Source organism: Blastopirellula retiformator (assembly GCF_007859755.1).
GTDB lineage: Bacteria > Planctomycetota > Planctomycetia > Pirellulales > Pirellulaceae > Blastopirellula > Blastopirellula retiformator.
Map to the genome: position 1 here is coordinate 53064 of NZ_SJPF01000004.1, position 14575 is coordinate 67638.

Annotated in this window: 15 protein-coding genes; 12 read left to right on the forward strand and 3 right to left on the reverse strand. The window is 60.2% G+C overall.

All coding sequences use genetic code 11. The annotated features are described in order from the left end of the window. The first annotated feature begins 10 nt into the window (after positions 1-10). The 10 genes from Enr8_RS16235 (at position 11) to Enr8_RS16280 (ending at position 9108) form a co-directional block, all read left to right on the forward strand. On the forward strand, positions 11-244 hold the full coding sequence (locus Enr8_RS16235; RefSeq protein ID WP_146433474.1) for a hypothetical protein: 234 nt from the start codon (positions 11-13) through the stop codon (positions 242-244). Positions 245-248: 4 nt separating this feature from the next. Further along, a complete protein-coding gene (locus tag Enr8_RS16240) occupies positions 249-830 on the forward strand; it encodes a pilus assembly FimT family protein (RefSeq protein ID WP_146433475.1) in 582 nt (193 codons plus the stop codon). A 60-nt stretch (positions 831-890) separates the two neighbouring features. Next, complete coding sequence (gene pilM / locus Enr8_RS16245; protein ID WP_146433476.1) at positions 891-1934, forward strand: type IV pilus assembly protein PilM; 1044 nt, start codon at positions 891-893, stop codon at positions 1932-1934. A gap of 21 nt (positions 1935-1955) precedes the next feature. After that, the gene (locus Enr8_RS16250) at positions 1956-2648 is read left to right on the forward strand and encodes a hypothetical protein (RefSeq protein WP_146433478.1); all 693 of its coding nucleotides are present in this window, start codon (positions 1956-1958) and stop codon (positions 2646-2648) included. Positions 2649-2670: 22 nt separating this feature from the next. Further along, the gene (pilO, locus tag Enr8_RS16255; protein ID WP_146433480.1) at positions 2671-3240 is read left to right on the forward strand and encodes a type 4a pilus biogenesis protein PilO; all 570 of its coding nucleotides are present in this window, start codon (positions 2671-2673) and stop codon (positions 3238-3240) included. Between the two features lie 59 nt (positions 3241-3299). After that, positions 3300-3938: a hypothetical protein gene (locus tag Enr8_RS16260; protein WP_146433483.1), complete on the forward strand. Its 639-nt coding sequence runs from the start codon at positions 3300-3302 to the stop codon at positions 3936-3938. 38 nt (positions 3939-3976) lie between these two features. Further along, positions 3977-6280, forward strand: coding sequence for a type II secretion system protein GspD (locus Enr8_RS16265; protein WP_146433485.1), 2304 nt, complete (start codon positions 3977-3979; stop codon positions 6278-6280). Further along, entirely contained in the window at positions 6277-6783 is a 507-nt protein-coding gene (locus tag Enr8_RS16270) for a tetratricopeptide repeat protein (RefSeq protein WP_146433487.1), read from the forward strand. The genes Enr8_RS16265 and Enr8_RS16270 overlap by 4 nt, the downstream gene beginning before the upstream one ends. Positions 6784-7472: 689 nt before the next feature. Beyond that, complete coding sequence (locus tag Enr8_RS16275; RefSeq protein ID WP_146433489.1) at positions 7473-7724, forward strand: hypothetical protein; 252 nt, start codon at positions 7473-7475, stop codon at positions 7722-7724. Positions 7725-7821: 97 nt separating this feature from the next. After that, positions 7822-9108 carry an AAA family ATPase gene (locus Enr8_RS16280; protein WP_246120121.1) on the forward strand — a complete coding sequence of 429 codons (1287 nt, stop codon included), beginning with the start codon at positions 7822-7824 and terminating at the stop codon, positions 9106-9108. 360 nt (positions 9109-9468) lie between these two features. On the opposite strand, the gene Enr8_RS16285 is transcribed toward Enr8_RS16280, so the two are convergent. Next, positions 9469-9618: a DUF1501 domain-containing protein gene (locus Enr8_RS16285; protein WP_246120122.1), complete on the reverse strand. Its 150-nt coding sequence runs from the start codon at positions 9616-9618 to the stop codon at positions 9469-9471. Positions 9619-9797: 179 nt separating this feature from the next. Between Enr8_RS16285 and Enr8_RS16290 the strand changes: the two genes are divergently transcribed. Then, complete coding sequence (locus Enr8_RS16290; protein WP_146433491.1) at positions 9798-11249, forward strand: sulfatase family protein; 1452 nt, start codon at positions 9798-9800, stop codon at positions 11247-11249. After that, positions 11246-11815: a hypothetical protein gene (locus Enr8_RS16295; RefSeq protein ID WP_146433493.1), complete on the forward strand. Its 570-nt coding sequence runs from the start codon at positions 11246-11248 to the stop codon at positions 11813-11815. The genes Enr8_RS16290 and Enr8_RS16295 overlap by 4 nt, the downstream gene beginning before the upstream one ends. Positions 11816-12077: 262 nt before the next feature. Here Enr8_RS16295 and Enr8_RS16300 read toward each other — a convergent pair whose 3' ends face one another. Both Enr8_RS16300 and Enr8_RS26440 read right to left on the reverse strand, forming a co-directional pair. Then, positions 12078-13007 carry an alkaline phosphatase family protein gene (locus Enr8_RS16300; protein WP_146433495.1) on the reverse strand — a complete coding sequence of 310 codons (930 nt, stop codon included), beginning with the start codon at positions 13005-13007 and terminating at the stop codon, positions 12078-12080. Positions 13008-13138: 131 nt separating this feature from the next. Continuing rightward, positions 13139-14494 (reverse strand): SHD1 domain-containing protein, encoded by a 1356-nt coding sequence (locus Enr8_RS26440; RefSeq protein WP_261342469.1) that lies wholly within the window; start codon positions 14492-14494, stop codon positions 13139-13141. Positions 14495-14575: the final 81 nt, after the last annotated feature.

Below are 14575 nucleotides of genomic sequence, written 5' to 3' on the forward strand. Positions count from 1 at the left end.
TTTACGTCGGATGACTAACGAAAAACGCTGGTTCGCGCTGCTCGGCCTGAACGCTTTGGCGATCGTCGGCATGATCACCTGGCAATCGCAGGCGCAAGCCCCGGCCGCCAACATGCCGTTCGCCAACGCCGTGGCGCAGCGCGAGCAGATGATTCAGTTGCTGAAGGAATCGAACGAACAGCTGAAAGAGCAGAATGCGCTGCTGCGAAGCGGCAAACTGAAGGTGCAACTGGTGGAGAAATAGGTCGATGCGACAAGCGGCTCGGCAACGTGGTTTTACCTTGATGGAACTGCTGCTGGTGGTGGCGATTATCAGCATCGTCACCGCCGTGGTGTTGCCGCAGCTTGCGCCGACCTTTGATCAACAACTGCAGGGCTGCGGCGAGATTGTCGTCGGCGACCTCGATTATGCCCGCAGTCTGGCGATCGCCAACGGCTCTACCTATCGGGTGACGTTTGACGTCGCGGCCAACAGTTATTCGCTGACGCATGTGGGCGGCAACGCGACGCTCGATACGCTTCCCCTCTCGCCGTTTCATAACAACGCCGACGATCGCACCCAGCAGGTGACCTCCCTGGCCGACCTGCCGCATGTCGGCGTAACCGTTTCAATCGTGGGAGCCGTTATCACCGGCAATACCAACACCCCGACCGACTTCGTCGAATTCGGCCCTTTGGGAGAAACTACGGCTACAAAGCCGACAATCATTTGGCTGCGCGCAGGGCGTGGCGTAGATTCCAAATACGCAGGCGTCCAAATTCACCCGATCACGGGCGTCGCAACTTTGGAAGATTCAACGCAAACCCCTCTGGAAATCCCCGAGTCGTAACGGCCCCGCTGCGGACGACGACCGGCGAAACGTTTTCCGGAATCGCCTTCGTTAGCTCGCATGATCCGCCTTCCTTTCAATTCGACCGGCCCGATCGGAGTCGATATCGGCTCGCGCTCGATCAAAATGGTGCAGTTCAGCGCCGATCGCTCGTCGTTGTACGAATACGCCACCTACGATCTGCCCGGCGGCTCGAATACCGAACCAACCGGCGAGACGCTGCAAGCGGCGCTGCATCACTGTTTGGAAGGACGCCGCTTTCGAGGCAAAGACGCGATCGTATGTCTGGGCCGCCGCGATCTGTTCCTGCAAAACATCCGCATCCCCAAGAACGAAACGAAGCCGCTGGAACTGCTGGTGCAGCAAGAAGCGGCGGGGCGCATTCCCTACTCGGTCACCGACGCCGAGATCCGGCATTTCGCCACCTGCGACGTGCGGCAAGGAGACGTCGCCGCGCAAGAGGTGGTCGTAATGGCCTGCCATCGGCCGACGCTGGAAACCCGCTTGGAAGCGATCGAAGCGGCCGGTCTGCGACCGCTGGCGGTCGATGTCGAGCCGGCCGCGATCCTACGCAGCTACTGCACTCAATATCGCCGCGAATCGGACGTCACCGATCGCGTGATGTACGTCCACATCGGCAACGCCACCACCGTGGTCGTCATCGCCGAAGGGGACAAGATCTTGTTCATCAAGTATCTCGCTCTCGGCGGGCGTCAGTTTGACGAAGCGGTCGAAAAGCGGCTCGATATGTCGGCCCAGCAAGCGGCCGATCTGCGCAAGCACAATGGCGATCGCCGCCGCACGCAGCAAGACCCCGAAATCGCCCGCAGCCTGACCGAAGCGATGCGGCCGATCGTCGAAAAGCTGCTGGCCGAACTTTCGATGTGCGTCCGCTACCATAGCGTCACCTTCCGCGGCAAGCCGCTGGTTCGCATGGTTCTCTCGGGCGGCGAAGCGAACGAACAACTGGTCGATACCCTCGGCAAACGGCTGGCGCTGGACGCCGAATTGGGCGACCCGCTACGAGTCTACGACGACGCGCAACAAATCCCCCGACGCAGCACCTGGGACGTCGCGGCCGGCCTCGCCCTGCGAGAAACCTAACGGCGACGCCAGGATACGAACATGCAAGAGATCGACTTCTTACCTAAAAAGTTCCGCGATCGGCGAAAACGCCGCCGGGCCAACTTGTATCGTTGGATTGGCGCCGCGTCGATCGGCGCGCTGTTGGCGATCGCCGCTTTGCTGCAGTTGGGCGTGCAACATCAGTTGCAGTCCAAACGCAACCAGTTGGAGGCCCCTTACCAGGCCGCCGTCGCCAAACGCGATCAACTGGTCGCGTTGCAATCGAAACTAACCGATCAACGGAGCGAGGCTCGGCTTTACGCCGCCCTGTGCAGTCATTGGCCGGCAACGCAGTTGTTGGTCTGCATTACGGCGCAAACGCCAGAGTCTCTCTCGTTCCGAGAACTGAAACTCTACCAAGAGACCACGGCCATCGCCCGGCGGAAGTCGGAAGAGGACGAAGCCGCCGCCAGCCAATCCCCCACGCTGCGCGACTACGACTACTTCGAGTCGTTGAGAGGTTCTCGGACCGCCAAGATCGACGTCAATGGCGACGTGATGGAGGTTTCGGAACTGTACGAGTACTTGGTGAAGTTGAACGATCATCCGCTCATTCAGCGGGCGAATATCGAATCGGTCGAACCGGTCGCCCAAGGCGACGACTCGGGACGCTCCGAATTTGAACTGCAGGTCGTCCTGACGCCTCCGCTGGGCGGCAAAGCGGTTCCGGCCGCGACAACCGCCTCGCGATAACTGACACCCGAAAGATAAGGCGATGGCCGACTCGAAATTTTCCCCCAAAAAACCGACGAAACCGCGTAACTGGCGATACGTGGCCCTGGTGGCCGTGATCGCCGTCGCGTACGCGGCGTTCGTCTACTTGCCGCGTCAGCGTCATATCTCGAAGCTTCGCGAAGAGATCAACCTGATGCAGACGACCATCGATTCCGAAACCGACCTCAACGCCCAGTTGACCGAAGCCCAAAAAGAGTTTGATCAGGCCAGCCAGTTCCTTTCGCCCTGGCATTCCGTCTCCGAGAAAGACATCGACGCCGGCCGCGTCTACCATCTGCTGACCGCCCAGGCCCGCGCCGCCGGCGCCGAGAAGCTGAGCATGGTGCCGATGCCCGAAGAGCGTCACGCCAGCCTGGTCGCCCAGCCGGTCCAGATTGGCTGCCAAGGCAACTTCACACAGATTCACGAAATGCTGCGGCGATTTGAGCAGTTACCCTACGTCCTTTGGATAAAGAACATCGAGCTTGCGCCGCTAGCGCCAAATGAGAATTTGCTGCAGTGCGAGCTAACCTTGGAGTTTTTTGTCGATTTTGACGGTAAATCCGGTTAGCTCAACGCTATCAGCGTCCGATACATAGAAAGACGAAGCGGAAACGTTTCGTAAAAACCATGAAGTCGCAATCCCTGGTCGCTCGCATCAAGAAAGAGATCCAGAAGAGCCCGCAGAAGGCGGCGGTGCTGGCTGGCTTGTTTTTGGTCGCGCTGTGGTTTTGGGCGCCGCTGGTGAAAAAGTGGCTGCCGGCCTCCAAGTCAAGCTCGACGCCGGAGACGGCCGCGCTGGTTCCCACCACGACCACGACCCCGCAAGGCTCAGCCGGCGGCAACCAGAAAGAGACGAATTGGCGCGCCTGGGCGAAACGGATGAGGGAAAACCCGCGGATGAAGTCGGCCGCGATTCCCAAGGGAAGCCTCGATCCGTTCCGCACGCGGAAGATCGCCGTAAAAGCGGACCCGAAAGAGGAAGTCGCCGCCCCGGTGGTCGCCTCGAGTCCGAAGCCGGACGATTTGTTCGTTCGCTCGGTGATCGTCGGACGCCAACGGGCGATCGCGCGGATCAACCAGTCGAACTACGAAGTGGGAGACGTGATCCAGACGGCCCGCGGGGTCAACTTTGTGATCAGTGAGATTCAGCCGACCGGCGTCGTGCTGGCTCGCGGCGGAGAGACGTTTGATCTGCCGATCAAAACCTACGACGTGAACCAATCCGACAAAACGTTGGTGATGCGGCAAGGAACGCTGCAACCGTAACTCGGAAAGTCACCTTTCCTTTGCGACATGGAAGTCGAATGCAATTCATTCTCCGAACGACGGTCTTCGTCTTGTGCGCCATCGCCGGCGTCGCTGCGGCGATAGGTCTGGTGCGCTATTCGGACGATCTGCTCGACAACCCGCTCTTCGCGCTGCCGACCGAAGTCGCCGCCGTCAGCGAAACCACGCCCCTCGACGCTGTGCCGGTCGCTGCTGAGCCAACCATCGCCGCGCGAGCCGCGCCGAAGCCTGCCGTCGCTCCCTATGCGCCGCCGGTAACGCAGCAGGTTGATATCGAAAGCCTGCAAAAGTCGATCAACGACGCCAACGATCGCAATAGCGAGAACCTGCAGTTCTTCTCCAAAGCGCTCGACTCGATCCGTGACGTCGCCCAAACCGGCATCAACGCCCAAAATGAGAATGTCGCCAATCCGCCGGTCAATCCAGCCAATCCCGCCGCGCCGATTAACGGCGGCCAATTCAATGGCGGCATCATGGCCCCGCCGCCAGTCAACGGCGCCGCCCCCGGCAATCTCGATCCTCTGGCCAATCCCAATCCAGCGCCCAGCGCGCTGCCCGAGCCCAATCCGTTGCCGGCCGGCCCCCGCATCATTCGGGGCGAAGGGGACGACGGCCTGACGATCGTCATCCAAGACACCGACATTCGCGAAGTGCTGGAGATGCTCAGCGAACAGGGGAACTTGAACATCCTACCGACCAACAACGTGCGCGGTACCGTCTCGGCGTCGCTTACCAAGGTCGACGTTCGCACCGCGCTCGACGCGATCCTCCGCTCGACCGGCTACATCACGCTGGAAGAGAAGGGCTTCATCTACGTCGGTACGCCGTCCGAACTGCACGCGCTAAATAACATGGGCGACCGAGTCCAGACGCGGATCTATCGTCCCAACTACGTCCGCGCCGTCGACCTGCAAACGTTGCTTACGCCGTTGTTGACGCCCGAAGTCGGCGTGATCAGCGTCTCGACCGCCGCCCAAGTCGGCATCGAAGCGAACAGCAACGCCTCGGGCGGCGACGACTTCGCCGGGACCGAAGCGGTCATCGTCCGCGACTACGAACACAAACTGAACGAAATCGATCAGGCGGTCCGCGAACTCGACCGCCGTCCGCTGCAGGTCGCCATCGAGGCGACGATCTTGCAGGTCAATCTTGACGACCGGGTCAACATGGGCGTCAATTTCGAGGCGCTTCGCAACAAGAGCACCGTCCGGCTGATCTCCGGCATGCCGCTGTCAGCGCTCGATAACATCAGCATGACCGATGGCGGCTTGAAGTTCGGCTTCCTCGACTCGAGCCTGGCCGTTTTCATCGACGCGCTGGAATCGTTCGGCGAGACCAGCGTCATCGCCTCGCCGCAGCTCTTGGTCCTAAACAAGCAGCGGGCCGAGATCTTGATCGGTGAGCAGCAAGGCTATATCAGCACCACCGTGACCGAAACCGCCTCGACGCAGTCGGTTGAATTCCTCGAAATCGGCACCCAGTTGCGTCTGCGCCCCTTCATCACCGACGACGGTATGGTCCGGCTGGAGGTGCACCCCGAAATCTCCGACGGCGACGTGCTGGTCGAAAACCAAATCACGCTCCCCAACAAGGTTGTGACCCAAGTCACCACCAACGTCATCTGCCCCGACGGCAGGACGGTCGTCATCGGCGGCTTGATCAAGAGCGACGTCGGCCGCAACGGCACGCAAATCCCTTACCTGGGCAGCATCCCGCTGATTGGTCCGGCGTTCCGTCAAAAACGGGAAGACACGACCCGCGACGAGTTGATCATCTTGATCACGCCTCGCATCGTCGACGCCGGCAACATGCCCAACGACGGAGAATCCTTACAAGGCGTCTTCGAGCAACAGCACGAGAACATGGCCGACAAGATGTCGCCGCTCGGCAAAACCTATCTGGGCCGCAAGTACTATCGCCTGGCGACCGCTTCGTGGGCGACCGGCGACGCTTACTCGGCCCTGCGATACGTCAACCTGGCGATTCACTTCGATCCCAACCGCCTGGAAGCGGCCGAACTTCGCAACGTCATCACGCAACAATCGGGGCTTGGCGATCGCTCGGTCATGACCCATCTCCGCGAAGGCTGGGTTCCCCCCAGTCCGCCCCATCCGCCCGAGATCTCACCCTGGCATATTCAACAGATCCAAACGCCGCCGCCGGTGATGATGCCGCCGCCCGAGTTCATCCATGACGTAGGCCCTGTGCCTGGTCACTTGCCTGGCCCCGAAGTGACGCAGCAAGATTTCGCTCCGGCGCCGGTCGTCACCCCGCAAGATTTCGCCGCTCCCGCGTCCCCTATGCCCCAGGTGCACCAATGAGCCTTCGTCATTGCCTGTTTCCGCTGCTGTTGTGCGGCGCGATCGGTTGTTCGCACCTGCCAGGCTGGAGCGACTCTCTGATGCATCCAGGCCGAGACCTGGAAGAGCGCAAGGCCGAGCTGGCCGACTCCCTGGCGCAGCGAGGGGCCAAAGCCCGCTTGAGAACCGCCCAGGCTCACTTCGCCAACGGCGATACCGCCAAGTGCCGCAAGCAAGTTGAAGAGACGCTTGAGCTGCAGCCCGACTCGATTCCGGCCTTACAGATGGCGGCCGAAGTCGCCCTGGCCGAAGATCGCGGCGAAGATGCGATCGGCTACTATCGCCGGTTGGTCGCGCTGCGCCCCGGCGATGCCCAAACGCAACATCTGCTGGGCGTCGTCCTCGAAATGGAAGGGAAAGTGATCGAAGCGAACGAACACTTTCTCCGCGCCTCGCAGCTCGAGCCCAACAATCCCGTCTATCGCATGAGTCAGATTCCGACTTCGCCCCCTATCTATCACTAGAGCGGTTTTCCTCCATCGGTATCGTTCTGGCTGATTGCGGCCGCGCTGGTCGGCCTTGACCAGCTTGCCTCACGAACGCCAGAAACGCTACAGCTATCAGAAAAACGCTCTAGCGTCCTCCGGCGTAGGGTCCGCTGTGCGGACCAAAAACCTGCCCACCCGCAATTTTCTCTCACCGCGTGGCAACGCAAGTGAGCCGCGCATCGGTCCGTAGGCTGGGTCAAGACCCAGCAGATCTCCCCCACCGGGTGCCACTGGCCTTCAGCCAGTGCTCTTCATGATTGAAGTGACGCGGTTGAAGTACGGAGCTGGATATCGATTCACGGAAGACACTGGCTGAAGGCCAGTGGCACCCAGCCTACCCAGGGCCTACGAAGCGTCAAAAAAGGCTTGCAAAACTGCCTGGCTTTTCGTACACTACACCCCTTAAAGTTGCGGGCGTCTGATCAATCGCCCGCCGAGCAATAATTCTTCGCGCCCTGCATGGCGGCAAGGCGAATTTTCCCAAGCACGCAGGTCGCTGATGGCCCTCCCTGCGCGCTGAGCGAACCAACTTCCCACCGGGCGCCACTGGCCTTCAGCCAGTGCTCTTCAGATCGAAGTACGGAGCTGGATATCGATTCAACGGAAGACACTGGCTGCAGGCCAGTGGCACCCAGATTTTGTTTTCACAAACCAAGGGAAATCTCATGCGCCGAGCCCGAATTCAGAAGTTCCAAACCCGGATGCGTCAGTTGCGGAAAGAGCTGCGAGCGAAGGAAACTGCCGAACAACTCGCCGCCGACCGAACGAAAATCATCGAGCGACTCGACGCGTTGACCGCCGACGATTCCGCTTCCAAAGATATTGACTTCTTCCGCAGCGATGTCGGCGGCGGCGAAGAAGCCAAAGAGTCGCCGGGTGCCACTGGCCTTCAGCCAGTGCTCTTCAGATCGAAGTGACGCGGTCGAAGTACGGAACTGGATATCGATTCACGGAAGACACTGGCTGAAGGCCAGTGGCACCCAGATTTTGTTTTCACAAACCAAGGGAAATCTCATGCGCCGAGCCCGAATTCAGAAGTTTCAAACCCGGATGCGTCAGTTGCAGAAAGAGCTGCGAGCGAAGGAAACTGCCGAACAACTCGCCGCCGACCGAACGAAAATCATCGAGCGGCTCGACGCGTTGACCGCCGACGATTCCGCTTCCAAGGATATCGACTTCTTCCGCAGCGATGTCGGCGGCGGTGATGAAGCGAAAGAGACGCATCGCACGCTCTCGACTGCCGAAATGCTCGCCGAGAAAAAGCCGCAGGAGTGGCTCTTCCCGAATTTGCTCACCAAGAACGAACCGGCCGTGATCGTTGGGCCGAGCAAGACATTGAAGAGTTCACTGGCGGTCGATCTCTGCGCGGCGCTCGCGACCGGCGGCAAGTTTTTGGGAGAGTTCGCCGCCGAAAAAGTGTTCCGCGTCGGCTTTGTTGGCGCCGACAACAAGCAGTCGCAGCTCACCGACTTGGCGGTGCGGTGGAGCGCCGCGCGCAAAGAAAACCCAACGCTCGACAACCTGCAGTGGTTCATGGCGGTCGAGGAGCCGGCGACTCCAGAGCACCTCGAGAGCTTGCGAGAGTGGATCGAGAAGTTTCAGCTCGAAGTCGTCGTGATCGATCCGCTGCGTCTTGGCTCCACCAACAAACGCAAGCAGGCCGAAGCAATTCAAACGCTCGTGAAAACCATTTCGAAAGCTGGCGCCACGCCGATCCTCTGCGTGCAGACTCGCAAAGAAATGAAACCGGGCAAGCTGGACGCCTCGATCTTGGCCGGCAGTCTCGACTTCGCCCAGCAATGGCTATTGGTGAATCGCCGCGAAGCGTTTGAGTCGGGTAGCGGGCAGCACAAACTCTGGCTGTCGATCGGCGGCTACGCCGGGCAAGGTGGCGAGTGGGGCGTTGATATCGACGAGGGTAAACTGACCGATGACGGAGGCCGGCGGTGGAACGTCACTCTTCGCGAAGCGACCGAGATCGAAGCCGCCGCGAAGCAGGCGAAAGAAGACGTGAAGTTCGAAAAGCTCGAGTCCCAACTTCGCCGCGTCCTGCTCGATGCTGGTGAAAACGGCCTCTGCAAATACAACATCCGCAGCAACAGCGGCATGAGCGGCAGCAAATTCGGCCCGACCTGGGACCGGATGATGACGGCGGGGAAGATCGTCGAGATGCCGAAAGAACCCCATTCGACGCTCAAGCGATATACGTTGCCGCCGGAGAACGAAAAAAATGAAACGGAGCGGTCCAGTCGTAGTCGTAGGGTCCGCTGTGCGGACCACGAACCTGCTCAACAAGCATGAGCAACGGGCGCCAAATGACCGATGTGGCAGGCTCTTGGTCCGCACAGCGGACCCTACGCCGATGGGGGCTCGAAAAAAACGTGCGCTGCGGTCCAGTCCCGATCGACGTCGGCCAGCAAAAAAAATGCAAACCATCGGTCCAGTCCATCACAGGATACGAACCGATAAACGGCGCCGCTATTAGATCGCCCCGATGGGCTGATGAAGATGCGGGCTCTGTTTGGCAATTCGGAAATTTTGGAACGTGGCGGTCCGGTTGGGGTTGTTCGCCAAATGAGCGTTGGGGCAGGCTCTTGGTCCGCACAGCGGACCCTACGGGGATGGGGATCAAAAAAACTGCGCTGCGGTCCGGTCTTCCTCCTACGAGATCAATTCTGGGATCGGCTGGCCTCGGTCGACGATTGGGGTCGGGCGGCCGTTGAGGTCTTTGATGAAGACTTTGCGGCCATCGATGCCGAGGTGGTGGTAGATCGTCGCCAGGAAATCGCGGGGGCCTGGGTTATCTTTCATGCAACCCAAAGCCCGAAGATTGCACGCCGAATCAACTTATCCTCGGTTCGCCCAAACCGGGAAAAATTGTGCGCCGCCTGGCGAGCTTCCCGGAAAGTTGACCGATTACCGGCGATGGGGGAGAATAGCGGCTTCCGCAAATTGCCCTCCTCACCACCCCCCCAACCAGGCCAGAATTCATGCTTCGCACACTTATTCTGACGGCCGCGGCCCTGCTGTCGGTCGTCGCTGGTTCGTCTCAACTTTCCGCCGCAGACGCCAAGCTGCCCAACATCGTCGTCATCTTTATTGACGACATGGGCTACGCCGATATCGCCCCGTTTGGCGCCACCGCCTATCCGACGCCGCACCTGGACGCGATGGCGAAAGAGGGGACGGTCTGCACCGACTTTTACGTCACCCAGGCCGTTTGCTCGGCTTCGCGCTGCGGGCTACTGACCGGCTGCTACAACAACCGGGTCGGCATCCTGGGCGCCCTCGGCCCCGGCGCCAAACATGGCCTCAACCCGGACGAGACGACCCTGGCCGAAATCTGCAAGCAGAAGGGTTACGCCACCGCCGCCTACGGCAAATGGCACCTGGGACATCACGAAGAGTTCCTGCCGCTGCAGCATGGCTTTGACGACTATGTCGGCCTGCCGTACTCCAACGACATGTGGCCCTATCATCCTCGTCTGCGCAACAAGCCCCTCGAACAACGCAAGAAGACTTATCCCGACCTGCCGCTGATCTCGAAGAACGAAGTGATCGACGAAGAGGTGACGCCCGAAGATCAGAAGAACCTGACGACCCTCTACACCGAGAAAGCGGTCGAGTTCATTGATGATCACGCTAAGGAGCCATTCTTCCTGTACGTGCCCCACTCGATGGTCCACGTGCCGCTGTATGTCTCCGACAAGTTTGCCGGCAAGTCGGGCGCCGGCTTGTTTGGCGACGTGGTGATGGAAGTCGACTGGTCGGTTGGTCAGATTATCGAGGCGCTTCACCGCAACAAGGTTGACGACAACACGCTGGTGATCTTCACTTCGGACAATGGCCCGTGGCTTTCGTACGGTGATCATGCCGGTTCGGCCGGACCGCTGCGAGAAGGGAAGGGGACGATGTGGGACGGCGGCTGCCGCGAACCGACGATCTTTTGGATGCCGGGCCAGATTCCGGCCGGCAAGAGCGTCAGCACGCCGATGATGACGATCGACATCTTGCCGACCGTCGCCGAGTTAATTGGCGCCAAGCTGCCCGATCATAAGATTGACGGCAAGAACATCTGGCCGATCGTTACTGGCCAGCCGGGCGCCAAGAGCCCGCACGAAGCGTACTACTTCTACTATGGCGATCAGTTGCAAGCGATCCGCAGCGGCAAGTGGAAGCTGCACTTCCCGCATGGCTACCGCACCATGAATGGTCGCCCCGGCGGCAAGGGTGGCATTCCGACCAACTACGAACAGGCCAGCACCGGACTGGCGCTGTACAACCTGGAAAGCGACATCGGCGAAACGACCGACGTAAAGGATTCGCACCCCGACGTCGTCGCCCGACTACAGAAACTGGCGGACGAAGCGCGAGCCGATCTGGGCGATAGCCTGACCAAGACGAAAGGCTCAGGCCTGCGTCCGCCGGGCCGCGTGAAATGAGGCGAGTCCTGTTCGGTCTCGCGATCGTCGCCATCTGCTGGCTCTGGATGCAGATCATCCACGAGCTAGGGCATGCGGCGGCCACATGGCTGATTGGCGGCCAGGTAGAGTTAGTCTACCTGGTTCCGTGGGAGATCTCGCGGACCGACTTTCACGCACCGCAGCACGAACTGCCGATCATCTGGGCCGGGCCGATCTTTGGCGCGATGGCGCCGCTGATCGTTTGGCTGGCGATGCGACTTGGGAAGAGTAAGCATGAACCGCTCGCTGCGTTCTTTGCCGGCTTTTGCTTGATTGCCAACGGAGCGTACTTGGGGGCTGCGATACGCTCGCCGGTTGGAGACGCGGCGGAGATCCTGAAGCAGGGAGGCGCCGTCTGGCAGCTTGCCGCATTTGGCGGCGTTTGCGTTCCGCTGGGACTGTGGCTGTGGAACGGCCGCGGCGGCTACTTTGGCTTTGGGCGAGAGGCTGACGAAGTGACGACCTACGGTGCAGCGATCGCGTGTGGGGTTTTGGCGGCGACGGTGGTCGGCGAAGCTTTGCTCTACTTCGCGGTCGTCGCCTGAACGAGGCCGCCAGGCGATGCAGCTCTGGGTTAGAGATACCACACAGCCCGCTGAGGTTTGATGGGGTGTCCCCGGTGGATCGTCCGGCGTCAACGTTTCATTCTGGACCAATTACCCAGGGCTTAGTCGCTGAAGCGACACTCCCTGGGCTAGGTTGGTTAGGCACGCTGGGCCAAAGAAGAACACTGCCCTCCGCGACGCTCTTTGACAATTGGTGAACGCATTCATGGCCACGTAAGACCGTGGCTATGGCGCCCAAGCATTACTTCAAGCCAACGGCGCGGCCGTCGAGTCGCCACGCGTCGTCAATCTTGACGCGCAAGTAGGTGAGCAGCGTTGGGACGGCGTCGACAATATAGACTTGCTTGTCGAACTTCCCTTGCTTGGCGCCTTTGCCACTGACGATCAGGAAGCTGTGAAGGATGTTCGGGTTGTCGTGACCGCCGCCATGACCGCGTCCTTCGCCTCCATGATCGCTGGTGACGACGATCAGCCACTCTTCGTCGGTTCGTTTGGCGATCGCATCGATGACCTGACCGACGAGCGAATCAACCTGTTCGATCGCAGCGACATACTGCGGGACGCTGGGATGAAAGCCATGAGCGTGGCCCGTTTCGTCGACTTGGCCGAGGTAGAGCATTATCGCTTTCGGTTTCAGTTCTTCCAGCAAGCGAATCGCTTCGGCGGTCGACTTTTCGTCCCCCTTGGCATAGGCGGCGGCGCCGCTTTCGCCCGGTTCCTTGGTCGACAAAGATACGTCAGCGTCCGAAACGATGTACTTGGCGATCGGATCCCAGTCGACGATCGAGACCGTCTTGGCGTCGGGATAGGCCTGCTTCACGTAGTGGAAGAAGTGCGGAAACTTGTCGAACCGCGGCTCTTTGAACTCGTTCCCTTGCACGTTGTGCTTGTCAGCCCAGACGCCGGTGTTGATGCTGCCCCAGCCAGGCCCGCTGACCGTATCGTTCTTGCGGTAACGATCGCCCAGGATGAGGGCGCTGGGCGAGTAGACGCCGCCTGCCATCAGGCGATCCAAGTTCGGCGTCTTCGCTTTCTGCAGCGCGTCAAACCGGCAGCCATCGATCCCGAGCAGCAGCACATGCTTTTCCTTCTCAGCGTTTTCCTGCTCAGCGGCCGATGCGGTGGCGGTGATCGTCAGCAGGAAAAGCGTAAGCAACGAAAAGAAACGCATGACAGGCTCGGCTAATGACGTGCAGGAGAAAACAGGACGGGACCAACAGTCACTAATATTGCACCGCAGTCAACAATGTGTCAAGCGTTCCGAAGCGTTCTATTCAGAACTTCACATCGCGGCTGAAAGGCTTATTTCCGCGAATTAACGTATTTGCGATCCTCTTCGCTCAAGCTGGTCAGCGGCACCGAGATCTCGCCACCCTCTTTTTTCAGCAACGTGACCGTACCATCGTCATTGACTTTCTGCAGTTTCGCTTCGATCCGAAACTTGCCGTCGGCGCTGGTGAAGGTTCGCATTTCGGCGGCGGCGGGAGCGGCCGGCATAGCGGAGGCCTGCATTCGCGGGATGACATACATGCCGAGCGACGTCAGGCTCTTGCCGGGTTCGTAGGAACCAAAAATTCCGCCGATCGCTTTGCCGTCGGCATAGAAGTCTTTGGGGCTGCCGCCATCCTGACCGACCGCCAAACCGAAGTAGCCCTGGTTCGGATCGATCCGCGTTCCCTTCAGCGGTCCGTAGGCGAGTTGCGCTCTGTCCATGATCAAACCGATCCGCGTCTTCACGCCGGCGACCACGCCGCCTGGTTCGGCAAGCTGCTGAACTGGCTGGTCGGTCTCGGTACCGCAGACGGCGCCTTTGACGTACTTGTCGCCAACCTGGTAAATCGGCTGCACGCCGGCGACCGACGTGCCGAAGTGATCGTCGATGAAGAAGATCGCGCCGACCATCACGCCACCTTCGGGCGCATGATCCATGAAGCGCTCTCCCTTGACTCGGCCCAACAGCGTCCCTTCTTGAACCGTGCCGGCGACATAGGTGAATACCGGCAGAGCTTGCGGTGGCTCTGGCAGAGTGAGCGCCGCCTTGCGCGCCGCTTCCAACTCTTGTTGGCGCTTTCGCTCGGCTTCCTCCGCTTGGCGCTTCCGCTCCATCTCCGCCGCTTCGCGATCGGCCCGCTCTTGCTCGCGCCGCTGGTCGTCTTCTTCCATCTTTCGCATGCGCGCATCGAACTCGGCTTTGCGCTGGCGATCTTCCTCTTCGCGAGCCGCTTTCTCTTCCGGCGTTTCGCCCATCACCGGCTGACTTGGCTGCGGGGGCGCCGCCTTTTCGACGGCGGGGCGATTCGGCTTGTTGCCTTGCGGCTGCTGCACAGCAACCTGCTGATTGGCGACTTGATTGCCTTGGCCGTTAAGCTGGGCTTCGAGATTGAAGCCCATGGAAACTGCAATCGCGGTGACGACGAACAGAACGCCCCCCAGACAGTAGCAAGCGCCGGTAAACACCGCGAAGCTATCGCTGAACTCCGTCCAGCCGAACATCGCAAAGATCCAGCGATCGCGTGCGCGCAGCAAGACCGTCTTGGTAACGATCGAATAGACGCCCAGCAAGAAGAAAATGATGCCCAATGCGAAGAAAATAAGCAAAGCAGGCCCTTTGCCTGCTTCGTCGCCAGCCGCCAACAGCGGCATCCAATCGACCATCATCCGCCCCCGATCGCATGTTTTTCTGAACACAATGTTTCAGAGAAACTAAACCAAGGGGGGCGGCCGGTCAACCGTTAGAAT

Bases quoted from the DNA above. Each gene is read 5' to 3' on its own strand.
- pilM (WP_146433476.1), top strand. From the start codon at position 891: ATGATCCGCCTTCCTTTCAATTCGACCGGCCCGATCGGAGTCGATATC.
- Enr8_RS16250 (WP_146433478.1), top strand. From the start codon at position 1,956: ATGCAAGAGATCGACTTCTTACCTAAAAAGTTCCGCGATCGGCGAAAA.
- Enr8_RS16285 (WP_246120122.1), bottom strand. From the start codon at position 9,618: ATGAAAGATAACCCAGGCCCCCGCGATTTCCTGGCGACGATCTACCAC.
- Enr8_RS16270 (WP_146433487.1), top strand. From the start codon at position 6,277: ATGAGCCTTCGTCATTGCCTGTTTCCGCTGCTGTTGTGCGGCGCGATC.
- Enr8_RS16275 (WP_146433489.1), top strand. From the start codon at position 7,473: ATGCGCCGAGCCCGAATTCAGAAGTTCCAAACCCGGATGCGTCAGTTG.
- Enr8_RS16300 (WP_146433495.1), bottom strand. From the start codon at position 13,007: ATGCGTTTCTTTTCGTTGCTTACGCTTTTCCTGCTGACGATCACCGCC.
- Enr8_RS16240 (WP_146433475.1), top strand. From the start codon at position 249: ATGCGACAAGCGGCTCGGCAACGTGGTTTTACCTTGATGGAACTGCTG.
- Enr8_RS26440 (WP_261342469.1), bottom strand. From the start codon at position 14,494: ATGATGGTCGATTGGATGCCGCTGTTGGCGGCTGGCGACGAAGCAGGC.
- Enr8_RS16290 (WP_146433491.1), top strand. From the start codon at position 9,798: ATGCTTCGCACACTTATTCTGACGGCCGCGGCCCTGCTGTCGGTCGTC.
- Enr8_RS16280 (WP_246120121.1), top strand. From the start codon at position 7,822: ATGCGCCGAGCCCGAATTCAGAAGTTTCAAACCCGGATGCGTCAGTTG.
- Enr8_RS16235 (WP_146433474.1), top strand. From the start codon at position 11: ATGACTAACGAAAAACGCTGGTTCGCGCTGCTCGGCCTGAACGCTTTG.
- Enr8_RS16260 (WP_146433483.1), top strand. From the start codon at position 3,300: ATGAAGTCGCAATCCCTGGTCGCTCGCATCAAGAAAGAGATCCAGAAG.
- Enr8_RS16265 (WP_146433485.1), top strand. From the start codon at position 3,977: ATGCAATTCATTCTCCGAACGACGGTCTTCGTCTTGTGCGCCATCGCC.
- pilO (WP_146433480.1), top strand. From the start codon at position 2,671: ATGGCCGACTCGAAATTTTCCCCCAAAAAACCGACGAAACCGCGTAAC.
- Enr8_RS16295 (WP_146433493.1), top strand. From the start codon at position 11,246: ATGAGGCGAGTCCTGTTCGGTCTCGCGATCGTCGCCATCTGCTGGCTC.